Raw genomic sequence first — 20,502 nt, 5'->3', positions numbered from 1 at the left:
CACATCCATCGTTCTGGCCTATCCTGTGCGAAACACGCGACGCGCGCCGCGCGTTGCGTTTCGACACAGGAGCATCGATGCCGAATCACGCCGAAGCCACCACGACGCAGGCGCCGCAAGTCGCGCCGGTTTCTCCCGCCCGGGCGTCGGGTCCCGCGTTCATCGCGCCCGAAGCCGACCCGCAGGCGCTCGCACGCAACAATCAGTACGTCCTCAAGTCCGGTGACGCGTTCGTCGTCAGCGATGCGCTCGGCGACATCGGTGGCCGCGACGACGGTCTGTTCGTCGACGACATGCGCGTGCTGTCCGCATGGCGTCTGACCTTCGGCGGTCGCGCGCCGTCCTTGCTGTCGGGCGCGACGAGCGCCGACAACGCGTCGTTCACCGCGCATCTGACGAACCGTCCGCTGCCGCCGCTCGGCGGCCACGAGACGCCCGAAGGCGTGATCCACATCGAACGCACGCGCGTGCTCGCGGGCGACGTGCTGTACGAAGCGCTGACGCTCACCAACTACGGCGCGAGCGAGGCCGAGGTGCCGCTGTCGCTGTCGTTCGCGGCCGATTTCAAGGACATGTTCGAAGTGCGCGGCACGCAGCGCCCGAAGCGCGGCACGGTCGCCGCGCCGCGCGTCGCCGACGGCGCCGTGCGGCTGCGCTACGACGGCCTCGACGGCGTCGAGCGCAACGTCACCGTGCATTTCTCGCCGGCGCCCGACGCGCTGTCGGTCGACCGTGCCGACTACACGCTGACGATCGCCGCCCAGGCGTGCCTGTCGATCTATCTGACCGTCGACGCGACGCTCGGCCCCGCGCACGACGGCGAAGGCCCCGGCTGCGGGCGCGTCGCGCTGCGCACCGCGCTCGTCGGCGTGCACCGCGAGATGCGTTCGCGACGCGAATCGATGGCGCGCGTGAACACCGGCAACCCGTTGTTCGACGCGTGGCTCGACCGCTCGCTCGCGGATCTCGGCCTGCTCACGACGCAGCTCGACACCGGGCCGTACCCGTATGCGGGCATTCCGTGGTTCTCGACGCCGTTCGGCCGCGACGCGGTCATCACGTCGTTGCAGATGCTGTGGCTGCAGCCGTCGCTGGCGCGCGGCGTGCTGCGCTTTCTCGCGGAGCATCAGGCGCGCGAGACGTCGGCGTTTCGCGACGCGGAGCCGGGCAAGATCATGCACGAGTTCCGCCGCAGCGAGATGGCGGCCACCGGCGAGGTGCCGTTCGCGCTGTACTACGGCGGCGTCGACACGACTCCGCTGTTCATCGTGCTCGCGGGCGCCTACGTCGAACATACCGGCGACGATGCGCTGATCGACGAGCTGTGGCCCGCGCTCGAGCGCGCCGCGCAGTGGGTGATCGACAAGTGCGACCGCAATCCCTACGGCTTGCTCGATTACCAGCGCACGTCGGAGCGCGGGCTCGCGAACCAGGGCTGGAAGGACAGCCACGACTCGGTGTTCCACGCGGACGGCCGCTTCCCGGACGGGCCGATCGCGCTCGTCGAAGTGCAGGCGTATGCGTGCGCGGCGCTCGACGCGATGGCGACGTGTTCGCATCGGCGCGGTCATGCGGCCGATGCGGCGCGCTACGCGTTGCGCGCGAAGACGCTGCGCGAGCAGGTCGAAGCGCTGTTCTGGATGCCGGACGGCGACTTCTACGGGATCGCGCTCGACGGGCACGGCGAGCTGTGTCGCGTGCTGGCGTCGAACGCCGGCCATCTGCTCGCATTCGGCTTGCCCGATGCCGAACGCGGGGCGGCGGTGGCCGGCGTGCTCGGCTCGACGCTGTTCCAGACCGGCTGGGGCATCCGCACGCTCGCGGCCGGGCAGCCGCGCTTCAATCCGATGGCCTATCACAACGGCTCTGTGTGGCCGCACGACAATGCGCTGATCGCACGCGGGCTCGCGCGCTATGGCGACAAGACGGCCGCAGTGAGCCTGCTGCGTGCGTTGTTCGAAGCAGCGGTCAGCTTCGAGATGCGGCTGCCCGAGCTGTTCTGCGGCTTCCCGCGCCGGCGCGGCGAGCCGCCGACGGCCTATCCGGTCGCGTGTCTGCCGCAGGCGTGGGCGGCGGGCGCGCCGTTCATGATGCTGCAGGCGTGCCTCGGCGTGAGCGTCGACGCGTCGCGTCTCGAGGTGCGCGTCGAGCGCCCGGCGCTGCCGGAAGGGGTGGACTGGCTGCGCATCGACGAACTGCGCGTCGGCGACGAGACGGTCTCGCTGATGTTCCGCCGCGTCGACGGGCAGGTGGTCGCGGCGGCCGAGCGGTCCGGGCGCGTGAAGGTGGTCGCGGTGCTGTAGCGGCCGGGCGGCGCGTCGTTGAGCCAGGTCGTGCCACATACGCGCGCCGCGGCATAGAATCCCGACATGACCCTTTAACTATGGCGGAGGCATCCAAGATGACCACGGACAACCGGCCCGACGATCGGGACGAGCACAAGCTAGAAAATCTCGAAGCAGCAGTCGACCATCTGCACAAGTCGATCGAATCGCAGAGCATTGCGGCGGGCGCGGCGAAAGGCATTCTGTTCAGCCTGATCGAGACGCTCGGTGCGCTGATCGGCGACCCCGATCTGCCCGAACATGCGCGCTCGGGCTACGAGGCGCTGCGCGACAAGGCGAGCGAGCTGCGCAGCGGTCTCGACCGGCATTGACGCGGACGGTGCCGGCGCGTGCGTTGCTGCCCGCGCCGGCGCTGCCCGATCCAGCGCCGTGCATACAAATTCCCGTGCGCTCAATGAGTTAGCGGCGCGGTGCGCAGGATATCCACACGCTTGCCAACAAAATCTGTGGAGAACCGGCTCACGATCGGACACTTGTCGGACGGTCGTGAAACGGGCACCGCACAGGTGACGCACAGGTGCCAATCGATGTCGCATCGTTGACCTGCGGCGCGCGATCTACCAAATTCCCTTTTGCATCAGTGGCTTGCGCGGCACTTTGGCGGAATATCCACAGGTTTGCCAACAAAATCTGTGGATAAGTGTCACGCGATAGATTCCTCATAGTTCGGAATCGGCCGCGTTCGCCTCGATCCTGTGGCGGCCAATGCGCGATGCGCACGTGGCACCTGGAATTCGTGCCCGATCAACGGGTTACGCGCCGGGTACCCAGGATATCCACATCCTTGCCAACATTTTCTGTGGACAAACACGCGTGCCTCATTCGTGCGGCGGGGCGTCGGCCGCTTCCGCGACGATCCAGTCGCGAAACAACTGCATCGCGGGCGTCAGCGGCTTCGACTTCAGCGACGTGAGCCAATAGGCGCCGCCGCGCACGTCGATGTCGAGTGGCCGCGCCAGCATGCCGAGCTGCAACTCGCGCGCGAACATGCAAGCCGGCGCGAGCGCGATGCCCGCGCCCTGCATCGCGGCCTCGACCATCAGTCGCGATGAATCGAATACCGGCCCGTTGACCGTCCACGGCTCGACCTGCGCGGCGTCGAACCAGCCCAGCCATTCGTCGGTGCGGTACGAGCGCAGCAGCGTTTCGTTCGCGAGATCGGCCGGCCGCGACAGACGCCGCGCGATGTCCGGCGCGCACAGCGCGCTGAGCGGCGCGTCGAGCAGCCGCTCGTTGCGCGTCGCGGGCCAGTTGCCTTCGCCGAAGCGGATCGCGAAATCGAGGCCTTCGCCGGCGAGATCGACGACGTTGTTGTTGGTGCGCAGTCGCAGCTCGACGAACGGGTGCGTCTCGCCGAACCGCTTCAGGCGTGGCATTAGCCAGCCTATGGCAAAGGTGCCGACGGCACCGAGCGTCAGCACCTCGTGGAAGCGCCCGCCGTCGAACTGATTGAGCACGGTTTCGATCCGGCTGAACGCGTCGCTGAGCACCGGCAGCAGCGCGCGCCCTTCGTCGGTGAGGCCCAGGCCGCGCGGCAGGCGGGTGAACAGCGCACAGCCGAGCCGCTCCTCCAGCGAACGTACTTGCTGGCTCACGGCTGCCTGCGTGACGCTCAGCTCGAGGCCGGCGCGCGTGAAATTCAGGTGGCGCGCGGACGATTCGAAGGCGCGCAACGCGTTCAATGGGAGACGAGGACGGAGCTTTGTCATAAGAAATTCTTTTGTCAGCGCCCAATTATCATTGCTTGTCGGACAAACGTAAAGTCACGATAGTGCTGTCTCGCCGGCCGGCCGTTCTGCATCCATTCCACCACGAGAGACATGACATGACCTACTCATCGCAACGTCGAACCTTGTTGCTGGCCGCGGCATCGGCGCCGCTCGTCGTGACCGTCGGCGCGTGCGCGGCGCCGTCGGCCGCCGCACCCGACATCGCGTCCGCCGCGACGTTCGCCGCGCTCGAGCGGGCGGCGGGCGGCCGCCTCGGCGTATGCGCGATCGATACCGCGAGCGGCCGGCGCGCGCAGCATCGCGCTGACGAGCGCTTTCCGTTCTGCAGTACGTTCAAGGCGATGCTCGGCGCGGCGGTGCTCGCGCGGAGCGTCGAGCATCCCGGTTTGCTGCAGCAGCGCGTGACGTATGCGCAGGCCGATCTCGTCAACTCCTCGCCCGTGTCGGGCCGGCATGTCGACACCGGGATGACGGTGGCGCAGCTGTGCGAGGCGGCGATCCAGTACAGCGACAACACGGCCGCGAACCTGGCGATGAAGCTGATCGGCGGGCCGGCGGCCGTGACCGCGTATGCACGCTCGATCGGCGACGACACGTTCCGTCTCGACCGCTGGGAAACCGCGCTGAATACGGCGCTGCCGGGCGACCTGCGCGACACGACGACGCCCGCGGCGATGGCCGCGAGCATCCGCGCGCTCACGCTCGGCGACGCGTTGCCGCCCGCGCAGCGTGCGCAACTGGTGGCATGGATGCGCGGCAACAAGGTCGGCGACAAGCGGATTCGCGCGGGCGTGCCGGCCGGTTCGCAGGTCGCCGACAAGACCGGCACCGGCGACTACGGAACGACGAACGACGCGGGTGTCGTGTGGCTGCCGTCGCGCGCGCCGATCGTGCTGGCCGTGTACTACACGCAGGCACGCGCCGATGCGAAGGCGAAGGAGAACGTGATCGCCGCGGCGGCGCGGATCGCGGTCGCGACATTCGCGTGACGGGCGGGGGGCGGCGATCGAGGCAGGCGCTGCCGCAGTCGTGACCGCGGCAGCCAAACGTTGTGCGATCAACGACTTACGTCGCGCATGCTCAGGATATCCACATCCTTGCCAACAAAATATGTGGAAAAGCCGGCTGGCCGCCGCGCTTGCCGCAACGCGGCCGCAGCGGCGGCGGGCGCTGCCCGATTCGAAGCGATGGGAACAAAGTCTTTCGGATCAAGCGCTTGGTTGCGGTGTGCGCAGGCTATCCACATGCTTGCCAACACAATCTGTGGACAAGCGGGAGGCGGCGTTGCGCGCCGCGTGCCGCATTTGGAGCACCGCGCAGAAAGTCTTTCGGATCAAGCGCTTGGTGCCGGTATGCGCATGCTGTCCACATGCTTGCCAACATAATCTGTGGACAAGCGGGCGCGCCGGCTCATCCGATGCGTAGGCCGGTTCGCAAGCCCGTTATCAGCGTGAGCAGGCCCTAGCGTTGCCGATCGTCGGTGGCGGGCCAGCGCGCGAACGCGAAGACCCACAACATGATGAAGTTCAGCACCGGCACGAACATCGTCAGGATCCACCAGCCCGAGTGGCCCGTGCGCCGCACGATGCGCACGTACGGATAGACGACGATTGCGACGAGCACGAGCGCGACCAGCATTTGCCCTGCGTTGAAATGTTCCATGGCCTTCCTCGGAGTGATGTGTCGTTGTCGAATGCGGGCGGAGCGGCCGGCCCGTGGCGCCGACGCGTGACGTGCGCGCGGCGTCGTGTGATCGTGACGCGTCGCGTGCGCGGCCGTCAAGGGACGCACGGGGATCGCCGGTGTGGCGCGACGGCCGTGCCGAAACGTTGACATGGCTCGCGAATCGCCGGCCGATCAATGGCTTAGCGAACGCTTGCGCAGGATATCCACAAGCTTGCCAACACAATCTGTGGGTAAGTGCCGCGATGCGCACGTCGTGCAGCGCGGGTCTGGCCTCGTGGCATCGTGATGCGAACTGCGGCGAAGCCGTGCATAACGCGGCCCGGCTGACGCAGCATCCGCATCACACGTGCCAAAGTCCGTCGGATCAAGGGCTTAACGTCGCGGTGCGCAGGATATCCACAAGCTTGCCAACATTTTCTGTGGAGAAGTGCGGGTGGCGATCGTGTGGCGCGGTGTCCCGCTGCGCGGCGGTTCACGGCGTGCGAATGCCCGTCGGCGCGACTTTCCGGAACGACGGCAGCTGTTGTTTCGCGATGGCGGCTGATCGAAACGTCACGGTCGACCATTCGATCGCATCGTTGAAATACGTCGGACTGCTGGCGAGTGCGCGACGAAGCTGGGTCGGCATGAACTGCCGCTTCAATGAATTCGGTATCGCCGAGCCGCACGGTTCGCGATGTCGAGGCTACCAGCGGTGTCCGCGGCGACGTCGCGTTGCTGCGTATCACATGCGATAGCCATGCGCGACGGTGCGTTTGCTGCGCACACCGATCAAATCTTTTCGGATCAATGGCTTGCTGTCGTTGGCGGCCGGTTGTCCACAAGCTTGCCAACACAATCTGTGGACAAGCCGCGCGACCGGCCCGCGTCAGGACTCGTCTGGCCTCGTCATGCCGCGGCCGGGAAGCGCACCGTCACGGTCAGCCCGCGTCCGCCCTCGGTCGTGCCGAGCGCGACGGTCGCGCGATGCTGTTCGGCGATCCGCTTGACGATCGACAGCCCCAGCCCGCTGCCGGACGACGTGACGGCCTGCGCGCCCGCGCCGCGATAGAAGCGTTCCCACACGTCGTTGCGCTCCGCCTCGGGGATGCCGGGGCCGTTGTCGGCGACTTCGAGCACGGGCGTCGCGCCTTCGACGCGTGCCGACACGTCGACGCGCGCACCTTCGCCCGCATAGCGGATCGCGTTGTCGACCAGGTTGTTCAGCAGCACGCGCAGCGTGTCGGGATTGCCGGCGGCCATCACCGGCGACGACACGATCGCGCCGAGGTCGATGCGATGCGCATCGGCGACCCGCGCGCGCTCCGCGACGACCGAGCGGCACAGTGCCGCGAGATCGACGCGCGCGGCGGCCGCTGCGGCCGCCGGCGCATCGGGCTCGAGGCGCGCGAGCGTCAGCAACTGCTCGGCGAGATGGCCGAGACGCGTCGTGCCCGCATGGATCTGCGCGAGGATCTGCTCGCGTTCGTCGGCCGTCGACGCGCGCCGCAACAATTCCGACTGTATCGACAATCCCATGATCGGCGTGCGCAGCTCGTGCGCGGCGTCGGCGATGAAGTGCCGCTGCAGTGTGAAGGCGCGCTCGAGCCGCGCGAGCAGGTCGTTGATCGCTTCGGCGAGCGGGCGAACCTCGTTCGGCATCGACGCGACGTCGACCGGTTCGAGGTTGTTGGCATTCCTGCGCTTCAGCCCGGACGCGATCGTGCGCAGCGGTCGCAGCCCCGCGCCGATGCCGAACCACAGCCCGATCGCGAGCACCGGCAGCATCGAGAACACCGGCCACAGCAGATGCACGGCGATGCCCGCGATCGCTTCCCAGCGCGCGTGGCGCGCCTGTGCGAGCCGGATCGTGGTGCCGGCGCGTTCGGTCACGTAGGTGCGCCACGGCTGGCCGTCGACGTCGACGCTCGCGATGCCCGACCGCGTCGGCGGCGGCAGCGCCGATTCGCGATCGGTCGAATAGACGAGCGTGCCGTCGCGCCATACCTGCAGCAGTACGGCGTCGGGATCGTCGCGCTTGAAGCCGTGCTTGTCGCTGCCGCGATCGCGGAACGACAGCTCGCCGTTCGGGCCGACCACGATCTGCTTCGACATGCTGCGCATCTGATCGTCGAGCAGGTCGTCGAGTTCGCGCAGCGCGCCCCAGTAGGTGCCCGCGCTCGCGACCAGCCCGATCGCGCAGGCGGCGGGCAGCAGCCACATCAGCAGGCGCCGCCGCAGCGACGCGCTGCGCCAGCGCGCGATCGCCTGTTGCAGGCCGCTCATGCGCCGTCACCGATCCGGTAGCCGACGCCGCGCACCGTGCGGATCATGTCGTGACCGAGCTTCTTGCGCAGGTTGTGGATGTGAACCTGCACCGCGTTGCTCTCGATCTCTTCGCCCCAGCTGTACAGCCGTTCCTCGAATTGTTCGCGCGAAATCACCGCGCCGGGGTCGCGCATCAGTTCGTGCAGCAGCACGAACTCCTTCGGCGACAGCGTGACTTCGTCGTCGTTGAGCCACACCAGATGCTTGATCGGATCGAGCCGCAGCGGGCCGATCGCGAGCGTCGTCTGCGCGCGCCCGGCGTGACGCCGCGTGACCGCGCGAATGCGCGCGAGCAGCTCCTCGAGCACGAACGGCTTGACGAGGTAGTCGTCGGCGCCGCTGTCGAGGCCGGCGATGCGGTCCGGCACGCCGTCGCGCGCGGTGATGATGATCGCGGGCAGCGTTTCGTCGCGGCGGCGCAGCGCCGCGAGCACCGACAGACCGTCGCGGTTCGGCAGCCCGAGGTCGAGCAGCAGCAGCCCGTAGCCGGTCGAGCGCAGCGCGAGCGACGCGGCGTCGCCGTCCTTCACCCAGTCGACCGCGAAGCCTTCCTGTCTGAGGCCCTGTTCAAGCCCGCTGCCGATCAGCGGATCGTCCTCGACGAGCAGTACGCGCATGGATTGGTATCTCTTCAGCAGGGCGCGACGCGCCCGGGGTGTCCATGATAAGCGCCCGTATCTTAGGTCGTGCTTAAGTGCCGGCGCCCGGCGCCACGACCGCGTCGCGCGGTTCGCGCCTTCAGGTGCGCTTAATCTTACGCTTCGTAAGCTCTGGCCGTCGCGCTCGATCCGGGCGCGGCGCACCATCGAAGAAGAGGAAACGACATCATGAAGAAACGGTTCAGCATCCTGGCCGTCGCGCTCGCCACGCTGTCGGCGGGCGCGCACGCGCAATACACGGGGCCGTCGGCGGCCGCCGCCACGACCGTGAAGGACCTGCTCGCCACCGGCAAGGACGACCAGCCGGTGCAGTTGCACGGACGGATCGTCCGGCACGTCGGCGGCGACGACTACGAGTTCGCCGATGGGACCGGCACGATCCGCGTCGAAATCGACCGGAAGCTGTGGGCGGCGGGGCAGCCCGTCAGCGAGCAGAGCGACGTGAAGCTGACCGGCGAGTTCGAGCGCAAGTGGTCCGGCAGCGTGAAGGTCGACGTCGATCGCGTGGACGTGCTGCGCTGAACGGTGCGCGCGGGGCCGGTGATACCATGGGCGACCGGTTCCCGCTCTCACCAAGATGGCTGCCAATTTCGATGAACTCGCGTCCCGGATTCGGGCGCAATTTTCCGAACTGAGCCCGCAATTCCAGGCGGGTGCTGCATTTCTGCTCGATCATCCCGACGAGGTCGCCACGTCGTCGATGCGCAAGGTCGCGCAGCACGCGCAGGTTCAGCCGGCGTCGCTCGTGCGCCTCGCGCAGCAATTCGGTTTTCCCGGCTGGAACGAGCTGCGCGATCTGTGCGTCGCGCGCGTGCGCACGCGCCCCGAGCCGCTCACGCAGCGCGCGCGCTCGCTCGTGCGGCCCGACGCGAAGGCGTCGCTCGCGCACGACCTGCTCGCGGCCCAGCAGCACAATCTGTCGGCGACCGCCGCACAGAACGAGCACGCGCTCGCCGACGCCGCGAAGCTGATCCGCAAGGCAGCGCACGTGCACGTCGCGGGCTTCCGGTCGTGCTATCCGGTGGCGTTCGGCTTCGTGTACGGCTACCGGCTGTTCCGGCCGACCGTGTCGCTGCTCAACGGCGTCGCCGGTTCGCTCGAGATGGAGCTTCGCACCATCGCGAAACACAGCGTGACCGTGATCGTCAGCTTCGCGCCGTATTCGACCGAAGCGACGCGCGTGGCGCAGGCCGCGAAAGTGCAGGGCAGCAAGATCGTCGCGATCACCGACAGCGCGGTCGCGCCGATCGCGCTGCATGCCGATGCGCAACTGATCTTCACGCACGACAGCCCGTCGTTCTTTCCGTCGCTGGTGGCCGCGCATGCGATGGCCGAAGCGCTGGTCGCGCAGCTGCTCGCGCTGGAAGGCAGCGGTGCGGTCGCGGCGCTCGAGCGCACCGAAGCCGAGTTGCATGCGAAGGGCGCGTACGTCGTGTAGCCGCGCGCGCGGCTGCGGGACGCTTGCGCCGCCGACGGCCTGACACGGGTCCAACACGGATCTAACACGGCGGCAGACGGCCCGGCGCTCGCACGCGCATGGTCGCGATCAAACGGCGCGGCTCCCGTGCCGGTCTCGCCCGCATCGATATTTCAGCGCACGCCGAACCGTGCCCGCGCCGTGCGCGCGTATGCTGGCGTCTCCCGTTCCGAGGAGACGACGATGTCCGATTCCGTTCTGCAATTGCGCCACGCGCAAGCGTTTCGTGCGCTGCATACGCGCCCCGGCGCGTTCATCATCCCGAACCCGTGGGATGCCGGCTCCGCGCGGCTGCTCGCGATGGCCGGCTTCGATGCGCTCGCCACCACCAGCGCCGGTTTTGCCTATTCGCGCGGCCGGCCGGACAACGCGATCGGCCGTGACGAAATGCTCGCGCACATCGCGGAGATCGTCGCCGCAGGCGGTCTGCCGGTCAGCGCCGATCTCGAGAACGGCTTCGGCGATGCGCCCGACACGGTGGCCGACACGATCCGGCTGGCGGCCGCGGCCGGCGCGGTGGGCGGCTCGATCGAGGATGCGACCGGACGCGCCGACGCGCCGATCTATCCGCACGACCTCGCGGTCGAGCGCATCGCGGCGGCCGTTGCCGCGGCGCGCGAGCTGCCGTTTCCGTTCATGCTGACCGCGCGTTGCGAGAACTATCTGCACGGACGCCGCGATCTCGCCGACACGATCGCGCGGTTGACCGCCTATCGCGATGCGGGCGCCGACGTGATCTATGCGCCGGGCCTGACCGATCGCGACGACATCGCGGCCGTCACCCGCGCCGTCGGCGCGCCGGTCAATGTCGTGATGGGGCTGCGGGGCGGCGTGCTGAGCATGGACGAACTCGCCGCGCTCGGCGTGAAGCGCGTGAGCGTCGGCGGCGCGCTCGCGCGGACCGCGCTGGGCGCATTTCTGAGGGCGGCGACGGAAATGGCGCGCGACGGCACGTTTACCTTCGCGCAAGAGGCGGTGCCGGGCAGCGATCTCGATCGCTGGTTCGCCGCGCGGGACAATTCGCCGGTCCGTTTCGCAGAATGATCGTGGCTAAATCGGGGTAACGTTTTCCAGATGGATACCGGTTGACCGTTATCAAACGAAGCCGCAGTCGATTTAATCTTCGGTGACTGCGGCAATTACATCGTTTACTCTGCGAATTCCGGCCGATTGGCGGGAGTCGGCGCGCAAGCCGCGCCGGCATTGGCGCCAATCATGCGCCCGGCGTACCCGATTTACGTATTGTCCCGATTTTAAGACCGGTATTTTTTCGGTTTTCGGGAGTTGCCGGTTATTTTTCGGATTGTTAATCTGCGGCATATCCGAATGATCGGCCGGCGGGGCGCCGGAAATAATGAATATATAAAAATCGAGAGAGCGATGACAATCCGAGAAAATCACCGCAGCCGCTTTCGCGTCGGCGATGTCGTGACGCTGAAAACCGGCGGCCCGCGCATGACCGTGATTTACGCGGGCCCCGTCGTGTTCGACGACGCCGACTGGCTGATCTGCCAGTGGTTCGACGACGGCGGCCACTTCCGGCAGGAAATGTTTCACCACGAGACGGTCGCGCCCGAACCGCGCGCGATTTCGGCCGGCCGCGCGCGCGTGCGCATGCAAACGTTTCGCTTTCGTTCGGCGGCCTGACGCAGGAGCGGGGCGCCGGTTCGGTGCGGCCGCTGCGCCTATTGTGCTGGCGGGTTCACAGCGGCATTGTGTCATTGCGGTCGTCGCGGCGATCCCGCTCACCGCGGCCACTGCGGTCACGCGCCCACGCACCCACGCACCCACGCACCCACGCACCCACGCACCAACCGCGCCACCGCGCCACCGCGCCACCGCGCCACCGCGGCCCGCGCGCCCCCAAGCCCCCCACACACCCGCACATCGACATTTCACGTCGACCCGAAACATGCTGCCGGCCTGCGCGCCGATACTGCACGCATGAACCCGACCGATCCGATTGCCGCGGTTACGCACCGCGATCCCTATCCCTACTACGCGACGCTCGTCGACGGGCCGCCGCTCGCGTTCGACGCGACGCTCGGCCTGTGGGTCGCGAGCCGCGCGGCCAGCGTGGCGGCGGTGCTCGGCCATCCGACCTGCCGCGTCAGGCCGCTCGATGCGCCGGTGCCGCCCGCGTTGCGCGGCACCACCGCCGGCGCGCTGTTCGGCGACCTGATCCGCATGAACGACGGCGCGTTGCGCCACGACGTGCCGAAACAGGCGCTGCGCGCGGCATTCGCATCGATCGACGCGCACGCGTTGCGCGAGCGGACCGCGTCGTTCGCCGGCCGCCGCCTGCGCGCGCCGCTCGACGCCGAGGCATTGAACGCATGGTGCCTGACGGTGCCCGTCTGCGCGGTCGCCGATCTGCTCGGCTTCGATGAAGCACAGCTCGACGACATCGCTGCGCTCGTCGTCGCGTTCGTCGCCGCGCTGTCGCCGCTGTCGGACGACGCGACGCTGGCGCGTGCAAGCGATGCTGCGCGGCGCTTGCTCGAACGGATGACGGAGCGGGTCGCACGCACGCGCGCCCGGGACGGGTCGCTCGTCGCGGCAGTTCAGGATGCGGCGCGCGCCGCGGGCTGGCAGGCCGGCGGCGCGCTGGTCGCGAATCTGGTCGGATTGCTGTCGCAGACATGCGAGGCGAGCGCCGCGTGGCTCGGCAACGTGCTGATCGCATGGGAAGAGTCGGCGCGCGCGAGCGCGGACGGCGGGCGGGCGATTCCGGATGCCGCTGCGCTCGACGCATTCGTCGCGGAAGTGGGGCGCTTCGATTCGCCGGTGCAGAACACACGCCGCTTCGTCGCGTCGCATACGACGATCGAAGGCGTGAGCGTCGATGCCGGCGCGGCGATCCTCGTCGTGCTCGCCGCGGCGAACCGCGATCCGGCCGTGCATCGCGAGCCGCATCGCCTGCTGCCCGGCCGCGCGCCTGCGCCGACTTTCGGCTTCGGTACGGGGCCGCATGGCTGCCCGGGCGAGCGCATCGCGCGGGCGGTGACGACGGGGGCGTTCGACGCGTGGTTACATGCGAGCAGCGGCGAGCTGCCCAGCGGGCTCGTGTGGGACTACCGCGCGTCGACCAACATCAGGATGCCGAACTTCGGCATCGCGAGCCAGGCGTGAACAGGCGGTTCAGCGGCAGCCCTGCTTTTCGGCCCATTGCTCCTGGGCGGCGATACGGCGCTGCACGCGCTCGACGAGGCCGGTCGAGAAGGTCCGCATGCTGATGCCGCGGCGCTTCGCGAGGATCGTTTGCGCGACGTCGGCCCGCGGGTTCGGCTGGCACGCCCAGTAGAGCGTCATCAGCCAGCCGATGCCGGTCCATCCGAACAGTGCGTTGAACATCGCGATCGTCAGCTTGTCGTGCCGCCCGCGCCGGTCGGCGATGACGGCCGGCAGGAAATAGAGCGCGATCGCTGCGATCGAACCGGCTACCTGAATCAGGACTGCGTGTGGCATGTTGCTACTCCGTCCAGACTGCAATGAGACCGATTGTCGCGCTTTTTCCGTTCGTGTGCAGGCCTTCCTTCGGCAATTGATTGTTGCGTTTTTAACGACGATCAGTGCATGGCACCGGTTTCCATTTGCGCATAGTTGCTCAGCGCGAAACCCTCGTCGCGCCAGCCGGCGATCCCGCCGATCATCAGCTTCACCGGGCGGCCGAGCCGCGCGAGCCGGATCGCCGCGCGCGCGGCGCCGTTGCAGTGCGGGCCCGCGCAGTAGACGACGAACAGCGTGTCGGCCGGATGGTCGCCGAGCTTGCCCGCGACGATCTTGCGGTGCGGCAGGTTGCGCGCGCCCGGCACGTGGCCGGCCGCGAATTGTTCGGGACCGCGAACGTCGAGCAGCACGAAATCGGCTGCGCCGGACGTGAGCGCGTCGTGCACGTCCCAGCAATCGGTTTCGAACCGCAGCGACGCTTCGAAATGCGTGGCGGTGCTTGCGCTGTCGGCGGCCGGGACGTCGGTGACATATGACATGAAATGCGCTCCTGAGCAGGCGGCGCGGAATGCGCCGCAACGAGGCCAGTATCGCGTGCGCGCCGGTTTTCCGGCAGTGGCGCGATCGACAAGTTCCGGTAACATCGCGCCATGCACAATCATCTCGTCGTCGCGCTTGCCTACGATCGGCTCTGCACTTTTGAATTCGGCTGCGTGGTCGAATTGTTCGCACTCGAACGGCCGGAACTCGGCGTCGACTGGTATCGCTTCGCGGTCTGTGCGAGCGAGCCCGGGCCGGTGCGCGCCGCGGGCGGCATCACGGTCGCCGCGCCGTACCGGCTCGCGATGCTCGATCGTGCGGACACCATCGTGATTCCCGGCTGGCGCGACCCGGACGAACGGCCGCCCGAACCGCTGCTGAAGAAACTGCGCGCCGCGCATCGCCGCGGCGCGCGGCTCTGTTCGATCTGTTCGGGCGTGTTCGTGCTGGCGGCGGCCGGCGTGCTCGACGGGCTTACCGTGACGACCCACTGGCGTTACGCGGAGCGCCTGCAGGCGCGCTATCCGGCGCTGCGCGTGAACCCCGACGCGCTGTACGTCGATGCCGGGCAGATCGTCACGTCGGCCGGTTCGGCGGCCGGCCTCGATATGCTGCTGCATCTGGTGCGCCGCGATCACGGCGGCGCGATCGCGAACCGCGTCGCGCAGCGGCTCGTGCTGCCGCCGCATCGCGACGGCGGGCAGGCGCAGTTCGTGCCGCGCCCCGTCGCGCCTGGCGGCAGCGACCGGCTCGCGAAGCTGATCGACTGGATGCGCGCGCATGCGGCCGAGCCGCACACGCTCGCGTCGCTGGCCGCGCATGCCGCGATGAGCCCGCGCACGCTGCAGCGGCAGTTCGCCGACGCGACCGGGATGTCGCCGCTTGCGTGGCTGATCCGCGAGCGCGTGAACGTCGCGAAGGACATGCTCGAAGCGCAGCCGTCCCTGTCGCTGGCGCAGGTTGCCGCGCGTGCGGGCTTCGGCTCGGAGGAATCGTTGCGCCGGCATTTCCGGCGCGTCGCGGCGACGAGCCCGGCCGCTTACCGGCGCGGCATGGATCGCGGCGTGCGGCCGCCGCGCGCGTGACGCGTCGCGGCGCTCCTGGACGGCTGCACGCGGCCGTCGCCTTTTCCCGTTGCCCGTTTCCGCCACCGCGTCGCACGCGTAAGATGGCGGTCGCCGTGCGGCGGCCGTGGATGCGGCGCCGCCATTCCTTCACCATAACGACAAGGACAACGACATGGGTCTGCTGGGAAAGCTGTTCGGGAAGAAACCGCGCGACGAGGCCGCGTCGCTCACGCCGCCCGCATCGTCTACGCAACGCACTCAACCGTCGGACGCCGACGCGGACGAACAGCGCGGCCCCGACATCGCCCCCGAACTGGCCGCGGCGCTGGCGGCATATCAGGCCGGCCGGCACGAAGCGGCGATCGCGGCTGCCGCGCCGCATGCGCACCGGCTGGCCGACGCGGCGCGTCTGTGCGCGCTGTCGTATTCGGCGCTGCAGCGCTACGCGGAGGCATTCCCTTACTGGCTCGAATTGTTCGGCCATGAGCCGAGTGCGCACAACGCGGTGCAGCTCGCGACGACGTCGGTGATGTGCGACGAAGTGGAGCGCGGCGAGGCGTGGATGCAGAAGGCGGCCGAGATCAATCATGAGACGCACGAACAGTCCGACGTCGCCGCGCGCACGAACTTCATTTCGGCATTGATGCAAAGCGGTCATGCGCGCGAGGCGCTGCCGCATCTCGGGTGGCTGCGCGACGTGTACGGCCATGTGCGCATCACCGATTCGACGTTCCTCTACATGCGCGGGATTCCGTTCTTCGGCGCGTTCCTCGAGAACAGCCTCGAGATCCTGAAGGCCACGCAGCCGGCCGACGCGATCGTGCAGTGGTATGGAGAACTCAGCGGCAAGCTCGACGACGAAGGCGAAGCGCAGCTTGCCGCGTGGGTCGCCAAGTTGCCCGCGTAGCGGGCCGGCACCCCCGGCCCCGGCCGGGGCCGTTAGCGACCGGCCGTGACGCCGGTCGCTGCTCACCGCCTTCGCTCAGCGCGCGGCGCTATCGCGGCCCGCCTGCCTGATGCACGCGATGCGGTACACGCCGTCGTCGACTTCGACGCCGTGCGTATCGTGCGTGAAGCCCGGGAAGCGCCGGTCGAACTGTTCGAGCGCCTTCAGGTAACCGAGCAGCGGACCGTCGGCCGGCCCTGCGTTCTCGCCCGGCATCAGCAGCGGAATGCCGGGCGGATAGGGCACGACGCCGGTCGCGACGGTGCGGCCGGCCATCTCCGACAGCTCGAGCATCTCGATGTCGTTGTGAACCAGATGCTCGTACGCCTCGGCCGGGCTGTAGTCCGGCTGCGGCAGCGTCGAGAAGCCGCGCGACATCATCTCGGTCGTCTTCAGGTCGCTCATCGCGGCGAACATCAGATCGCACAGCTCGCGCAGCCCCAGCTTGCCGTAACGCTCCGGATAGCGCGCGACGAGCTCCGGCAGCGCTTGCTCGAGCGGCGCGTTCGCATCGTAGTCGCGCTTGAAGTCGAGCAGCGTGTTGACGAGCGTGCCCCACTTGCCCTTCGTCACGCCGAGCGAGAACAGGAACAGGATCGTGAAGTCGGTCGTCTTCTCGACGACGATCCCTTGCCGGTCAAGATAGGCCGTCACCACCGACGCGGGAATGCCGACCGGCATCAGCCCGCCGTGCGGCGCGACGCCCGGCGTGACGATCGACACCTTGATCGGGTCGAGCATGCAGTAGTCGTCCTCGATCGCGCCGAAGCCGTGCCACGTGTCGCCCGGATGCAGCACCCAGCACGACGGATCGGTCGCGAGCAGCGTCTCGTCCGCTTCGTGGAACGGCACGCGTCGCCCGGTCTTGCGGTCGACGACCGTGTCCGGCTGCCAGCCGTCGAAGAACCAGTCGTCGTTCTCGTCGTATTCCGCATGCAGGCGCGCCAGCATCCGGCGAAACGACACGGCCTCGCGGATCGCGTCGGTCGTCAGCGCTTCGCCGCCGGGGCCGTCCATCATCGCCGCGCTCACGTCGTTCGACGCGATGATCGCGTAGTTCGGCGACGTCGACGCGTGCATCATGTACGCCTCGTTGAAGCGCGCGTGCTCGATCGGATTGCGGCCGTCGCGGATATGGATGAACGACGCCTGCGACAGCGCGGCGAGCAGCTTGTGCGTCGATTGCGTCGCGAACACCGTCGGCTTGCTCGCGTCGTGCCGCGCCGGATCGCCGTGCATCGCATAACGATCGCGGTAGATCGGGTTGAAGCGCGCATAGCCGTACCAGGCTTCGTCGAAATGCAGGCGGTCGACGCTCTGGCCGAGCAGCTCCTCGACGCGCGCGACGTTGTAGCACAGCCCGTCGTAGGTCGAGTTCGTGATCAGCGCGTGCACGGGCGTCGGGCTGATGCCGTCGCGGCCGCGCACCAGCGGGTTCGCGTCGATCGCGAGCCGCACGGCCGCGGCCGTGAGCCGCTCGGGCATGATCGGGCCGATGATGCCGTAGTGGTTGCGCGACGGGATCAGGTAGGTCGGAATCGCGCCGGACATCGTCATCGCGTGCTCGGCCGATTTGTGGCAGTTGCGGTCGCACAGCGCGACCTGATTGCGCGTGACGCTCGCCATCAGGATCACGCGGTTCGACATCGACGAGCCGTTCGTCACGTGATACGTGCGATGCGCGCCGAACACGCGCGCCGCATAGCGCTCGCTGTCGCCGATCGGGCCGGAGTGGTCGAGCAGCGAGCCGAGTTCGCCGACCGAGATCGACAGGTCCGAGCGAAACAGCGCTTCGCCGAAGAATTCGAAGTAGGCGCGCCCGACCGGCGACTTCAGGAACGCGGTGCCGCCCGTATGGCCCGGCGTGTGCCACGAGTATTCGTACACGCGCGAGAACTGCGCGAGCGCGCGGAACATCGGCGGCAGCACCGTTTCGCGGTAGCGTTCGATCGCGGCGACGATCCGCCCGCCGATGAACGCGGTGGTGTCCTCCAGCATCCAGATGAAGTCGTCGGCCTTGCGCATCGCGTCGACCGGAATCGCGGCCGCGCTCGCGCGGCTCGCGAGCAGGAACACCGGCACCGTCGCGTTGCGCGCGCGCATCGCGTCGAGCACGGCCTGCGCGGGCGCGTGGGCCGGATCGTTGCCGAGCTCCCAGTTGAGCAGCAGGCACTGGATCGCCGGATCGGCGACGACCACCGCGCACGCGTCGTCGGCGGAGGTCGCGATCACGACGTCGACGAGCCGCGTGCGCAATTCTTCGGCGAGCGCGGTGGCGGCGCGGCCGGTCGCGGTTCGCTCGTCGATGTCGTGCTGCACGAGCAGCGCCTTCATCCCGAGGCGGCGCAATGCCGGTTGGGTCAAGGAAGCGGTCATCTGTTATTCCCCCGTGTGCTGGGTTGCCGCGACGCCCGCGGCCGGCGAGCGTGCGTGAAGGATATCGGCCTCGTGCTGGCCGACGGAGATCCAGAACGTCGCGGCGAGCGCGACGATGGTGACGCCGAGCGCGAAGTAGCGCACCCAGCGCGGCGAACGGCCGCCCGGATGGACGTGGGTTTCCTCGATTTCGCGCTGGCGGTTGATCGACAGTTCGTAGAACACGATCGTCGCGATCACGAAGATCAGCGACCAGCGCGTCTGCTGGCCGTCGGAGCCGACCATCGCCCACAGCGAGTAGACCGCGCCGATCAGGCCGACGATCGTGTAGAACGTGAACTGGTGCGGCGGCATCTTGCCGTAGCCGAGCACCTTGATCGCGATGCACGAGTAGATGTACGGCAGCAGCGTCATGATCACCGCGATCGACGCGATCTTGCCGAACTGCTGGCTTGCGCTCGGCGACATCGTCGCGAGCACCTGCACGGTCATGATCACGGCGACGATCGCGAGCCCGGCCGACGGCACGTTCTTCGAGTTCACGCGTGCGAACACGCTGGCGAACAGGCCGTCGTCGGCCGCGGCCTTCGCGGTCTGTCCGACCAGCAGCGTCCAGCCCGCGAGCGAGCCGAGGCAGCCGAGCGCCGCGCACAGCGCGACCGCGTTCGCGGCGGTGTCGCCGAGCGCGAGGCGCGCGGCGTCGGCGAACGGCGCGCTCGAGGCGAGCAGCGCCTTGTTCGGAATCATCCCCATGATGACGGTCGAGCTGAGCACGTAGCAGACGGCCGCGAGCACCACGCCGCCGACGGTCGCGATCGGCACGTTGCGCGACGGATTCTCGACCACGCCGGCCGACACCGACGCGCTCTCGACGCCGATGAACGCCCACAGCGTGAAGTTCAGCGTCGCGCCGATCGCGCCGATGCTGCTCGTGCCCGACACGTTCCAGCCCGCGAGATAGACGTCCTTGCTGAACCAGAACCAGCCGAACAGGGCCATCCCGAGGATCGGCACCAGCGCGACGACGGTCGTGACCGACTGCACGCGGCCGACCACGTTCGGCCCGAGGATGTTCGCGTAGGTGAACAGCCAGATCACGAAGATCTGCGCGAGCGCGAACACCAGCGGGTCCTTCATCACCGGGAAGAAGTGCGTGAGGTAGCCGAGTCCCGCGACCGCGAGGCCGACGTTGCCGAGCACGTTCGCGAGCCAGTAGATCAGGTTGGTCTGATAGCCCATGTACGGGCCGAACGATTTTCTGGCGTACGCGTAGGGGCCGCCGGCGGCCGGGTCGATCGCCGCGAGCTTCGCGAACACCAGCGCGAGCGAGACGGCGCCGACGACGGTGATCAACCAGCCGAAGATCGCGATGCCGCCGGTGGCGGCGAGGTTCGCGGGCAGCATGAAGACGCCGGAACCCATCATGTTGCCCGCCACCATCAGCGTGGCGGGAACGACGCCGATCTTCGGCGCGTCGGACGCTGCCGACGCAGCGGTGGAACGGGAGGAGGACGAGCTGGCATCGGACATGCGAGGCTCCTTGAACGGACGTGATGCGGTTGAGGTGGCGCGGCCGGCGCCGGTGGACGATTCCGAAATGGATCGCCGTTTTATTAACGTCGCCATGTTATCGCTTTGGCCCGTTCTGGTAATGGTAAACGCCGGAATTTAATGACTTTAATATTGATTCATGTCATTGAAAGTAGGCGGGCGGCGACGCGCCGTTTCGGTATGTCGGGCGCTCGGCCTTTACTGATAAGGGCTTCGCCGATTTTCTCGGTCATTCGCTGGATGCGCGGAACAACCGGCGCCCGGTAAATATCCTTGACGAAATGGCTAAATCAATTCGCGGCCTAAATAATCCGGCGGCTCGTAATCGTTTTGGTTGATGGGGCGCGTTCTGCCGAACGGTATCGCTC

19 protein-coding genes are annotated in these 20,502 nt (G+C 68.1%); 11 read left to right on the top strand and 8 right to left on the bottom strand.

What is annotated here, in order from left to right; all coding sequences use genetic code 11:
- The first annotated feature begins 77 nt into the window (after positions 1-77).
- Both EX20_RS28120 and EX20_RS28115 read left to right on the top strand, forming a co-directional pair.
- Positions 78-2,303 carry an amylo-alpha-1,6-glucosidase gene (locus EX20_RS28120; RefSeq protein ID WP_014723893.1) on the top strand — a complete coding sequence of 742 codons (2,226 nt, stop codon included), beginning with the start codon at positions 78-80 and terminating at the stop codon, positions 2,301-2,303.
- 98 nt (positions 2,304-2,401) lie between these two features.
- Positions 2,402-2,656 (top strand): hypothetical protein, encoded by a 255-nt coding sequence (locus EX20_RS28115; RefSeq protein WP_011880668.1) that lies wholly within the window; start codon positions 2,402-2,404, stop codon positions 2,654-2,656.
- A gap of 507 nt (positions 2,657-3,163) precedes the next feature.
- Here EX20_RS28115 and penR read toward each other — a convergent pair.
- Entirely contained in the window at positions 3,164-4,054 is an 891-nt protein-coding gene (penR, locus tag EX20_RS28110; protein ID WP_034195445.1) for a beta-lactamase transcriptional regulator PenR, read from the bottom strand.
- Positions 4,055-4,170: 116 nt separating this feature from the next.
- Between penR and blaPEN-bcc the strand changes: the two genes are divergently transcribed.
- Positions 4,171-5,064: a PEN family class A beta-lactamase, Bcc-type gene (gene blaPEN-bcc, locus EX20_RS28105; RefSeq protein ID WP_034195444.1), complete on the top strand. Its 894-nt coding sequence runs from the start codon at positions 4,171-4,173 to the stop codon at positions 5,062-5,064.
- A gap of 472 nt (positions 5,065-5,536) precedes the next feature.
- Here the strand turns inward: blaPEN-bcc and EX20_RS28100 are convergent, their stop codons facing one another.
- From EX20_RS28100 to EX20_RS28090, 3 genes are all read right to left on the bottom strand, one after another.
- On the bottom strand, positions 5,537-5,737 hold the full coding sequence (locus EX20_RS28100) for a DUF805 domain-containing protein (RefSeq protein ID WP_011882712.1): 201 nt from the start codon (positions 5,735-5,737) through the stop codon (positions 5,537-5,539).
- A gap of 912 nt (positions 5,738-6,649) precedes the next feature.
- Positions 6,650-8,026 (bottom strand): ATP-binding protein, encoded by a 1,377-nt coding sequence (locus EX20_RS28095; RefSeq protein ID WP_034195443.1) that lies wholly within the window; start codon positions 8,024-8,026, stop codon positions 6,650-6,652.
- Positions 8,023-8,685 carry a response regulator gene (locus EX20_RS28090; protein WP_011882710.1) on the bottom strand — a complete coding sequence of 221 codons (663 nt, stop codon included), beginning with the start codon at positions 8,683-8,685 and terminating at the stop codon, positions 8,023-8,025. The genes EX20_RS28095 and EX20_RS28090 overlap by 4 nt, the downstream gene beginning before the upstream one ends.
- A gap of 210 nt (positions 8,686-8,895) precedes the next feature.
- Here EX20_RS28090 and EX20_RS28085 point away from each other — a divergent pair, with 210 nt between their 5' ends.
- The 5 genes from EX20_RS28085 (at position 8,896) to EX20_RS28065 (ending at position 13,336) form a co-directional block, all read left to right on the top strand.
- On the top strand, positions 8,896-9,249 hold the full coding sequence (locus EX20_RS28085) for a YgiW/YdeI family stress tolerance OB fold protein (protein ID WP_034195442.1): 354 nt from the start codon (positions 8,896-8,898) through the stop codon (positions 9,247-9,249).
- 55 nt (positions 9,250-9,304) lie between these two features.
- A complete protein-coding gene (locus EX20_RS28080; protein ID WP_034195441.1) occupies positions 9,305-10,165 on the top strand; it encodes a MurR/RpiR family transcriptional regulator in 861 nt (286 codons plus the stop codon).
- 222 nt (positions 10,166-10,387) lie between these two features.
- Positions 10,388-11,248 carry an isocitrate lyase/PEP mutase family protein gene (locus EX20_RS28075; RefSeq protein WP_011882707.1) on the top strand — a complete coding sequence of 287 codons (861 nt, stop codon included), beginning with the start codon at positions 10,388-10,390 and terminating at the stop codon, positions 11,246-11,248.
- A 336-nt stretch (positions 11,249-11,584) separates the two neighbouring features.
- Positions 11,585-11,851 carry a YodC family protein gene (locus tag EX20_RS28070; protein WP_034195440.1) on the top strand — a complete coding sequence of 89 codons (267 nt, stop codon included), beginning with the start codon at positions 11,585-11,587 and terminating at the stop codon, positions 11,849-11,851.
- 297 nt (positions 11,852-12,148) lie between these two features.
- Positions 12,149-13,336 carry a cytochrome P450 gene (locus EX20_RS28065; protein WP_034195439.1) on the top strand — a complete coding sequence of 396 codons (1,188 nt, stop codon included), beginning with the start codon at positions 12,149-12,151 and terminating at the stop codon, positions 13,334-13,336.
- A gap of 9 nt (positions 13,337-13,345) precedes the next feature.
- Here the strand turns inward: EX20_RS28065 and EX20_RS28060 are convergent, their stop codons facing one another.
- The gene (locus EX20_RS28060; protein ID WP_011882704.1) at positions 13,346-13,672 is read right to left on the bottom strand and encodes a superinfection immunity protein; all 327 of its coding nucleotides are present in this window, start codon (positions 13,670-13,672) and stop codon (positions 13,346-13,348) included.
- 101 nt (positions 13,673-13,773) lie between these two features.
- The gene (locus EX20_RS28055) at positions 13,774-14,193 is read right to left on the bottom strand and encodes a rhodanese-like domain-containing protein (protein WP_034195438.1); all 420 of its coding nucleotides are present in this window, start codon (positions 14,191-14,193) and stop codon (positions 13,774-13,776) included.
- Between the two features lie 111 nt (positions 14,194-14,304).
- On the opposite strand from EX20_RS28055, the gene ftrA reads away from it, so the two are divergent.
- Entirely contained in the window at positions 14,305-15,279 is a 975-nt protein-coding gene (gene ftrA, locus EX20_RS28050) for a transcriptional regulator FtrA (protein ID WP_011882702.1), read from the top strand.
- 154 nt (positions 15,280-15,433) lie between these two features.
- Positions 15,434-16,168, top strand: a complete 735-nt coding sequence (locus EX20_RS28045; protein ID WP_034195437.1) for a hypothetical protein — start codon at positions 15,434-15,436, stop codon at positions 16,166-16,168.
- A 75-nt stretch (positions 16,169-16,243) separates the two neighbouring features.
- Here the strand turns inward: EX20_RS28045 and EX20_RS28040 are convergent, their stop codons facing one another.
- Positions 16,244-18,583 (bottom strand): Orn/Lys/Arg family decarboxylase, encoded by a 2,340-nt coding sequence (locus tag EX20_RS28040; RefSeq protein WP_034195436.1) that lies wholly within the window; start codon positions 18,581-18,583, stop codon positions 16,244-16,246.
- Positions 18,584-18,586: 3 nt separating this feature from the next.
- Positions 18,587-20,113: an arginine/agmatine antiporter gene (gene adiC, locus EX20_RS28035; protein ID WP_034195435.1), complete on the bottom strand. Its 1,527-nt coding sequence runs from the start codon at positions 20,111-20,113 to the stop codon at positions 18,587-18,589.
- Between adiC and EX20_RS32675 the strand changes: the two genes are divergently transcribed.
- On the top strand, positions 20,007-20,255 hold the full coding sequence (locus EX20_RS32675) for a hypothetical protein (RefSeq protein WP_162471376.1): 249 nt from the start codon (positions 20,007-20,009) through the stop codon (positions 20,253-20,255). The genes adiC and EX20_RS32675 overlap by 107 nt on opposite strands.
- Positions 20,256-20,502 lie beyond the last annotated feature (247 nt).

The sequence above is a fragment of the Burkholderia sp. WP42 genome, from assembly GCF_000745665.1.
Lineage (GTDB): Bacteria > Pseudomonadota > Gammaproteobacteria > Burkholderiales > Burkholderiaceae > Burkholderia > Burkholderia vietnamiensis.
The sequence above is the reverse complement of the archived record's forward strand: the minus strand, read 5'-3'. Positions and strand labels throughout refer to the sequence as shown.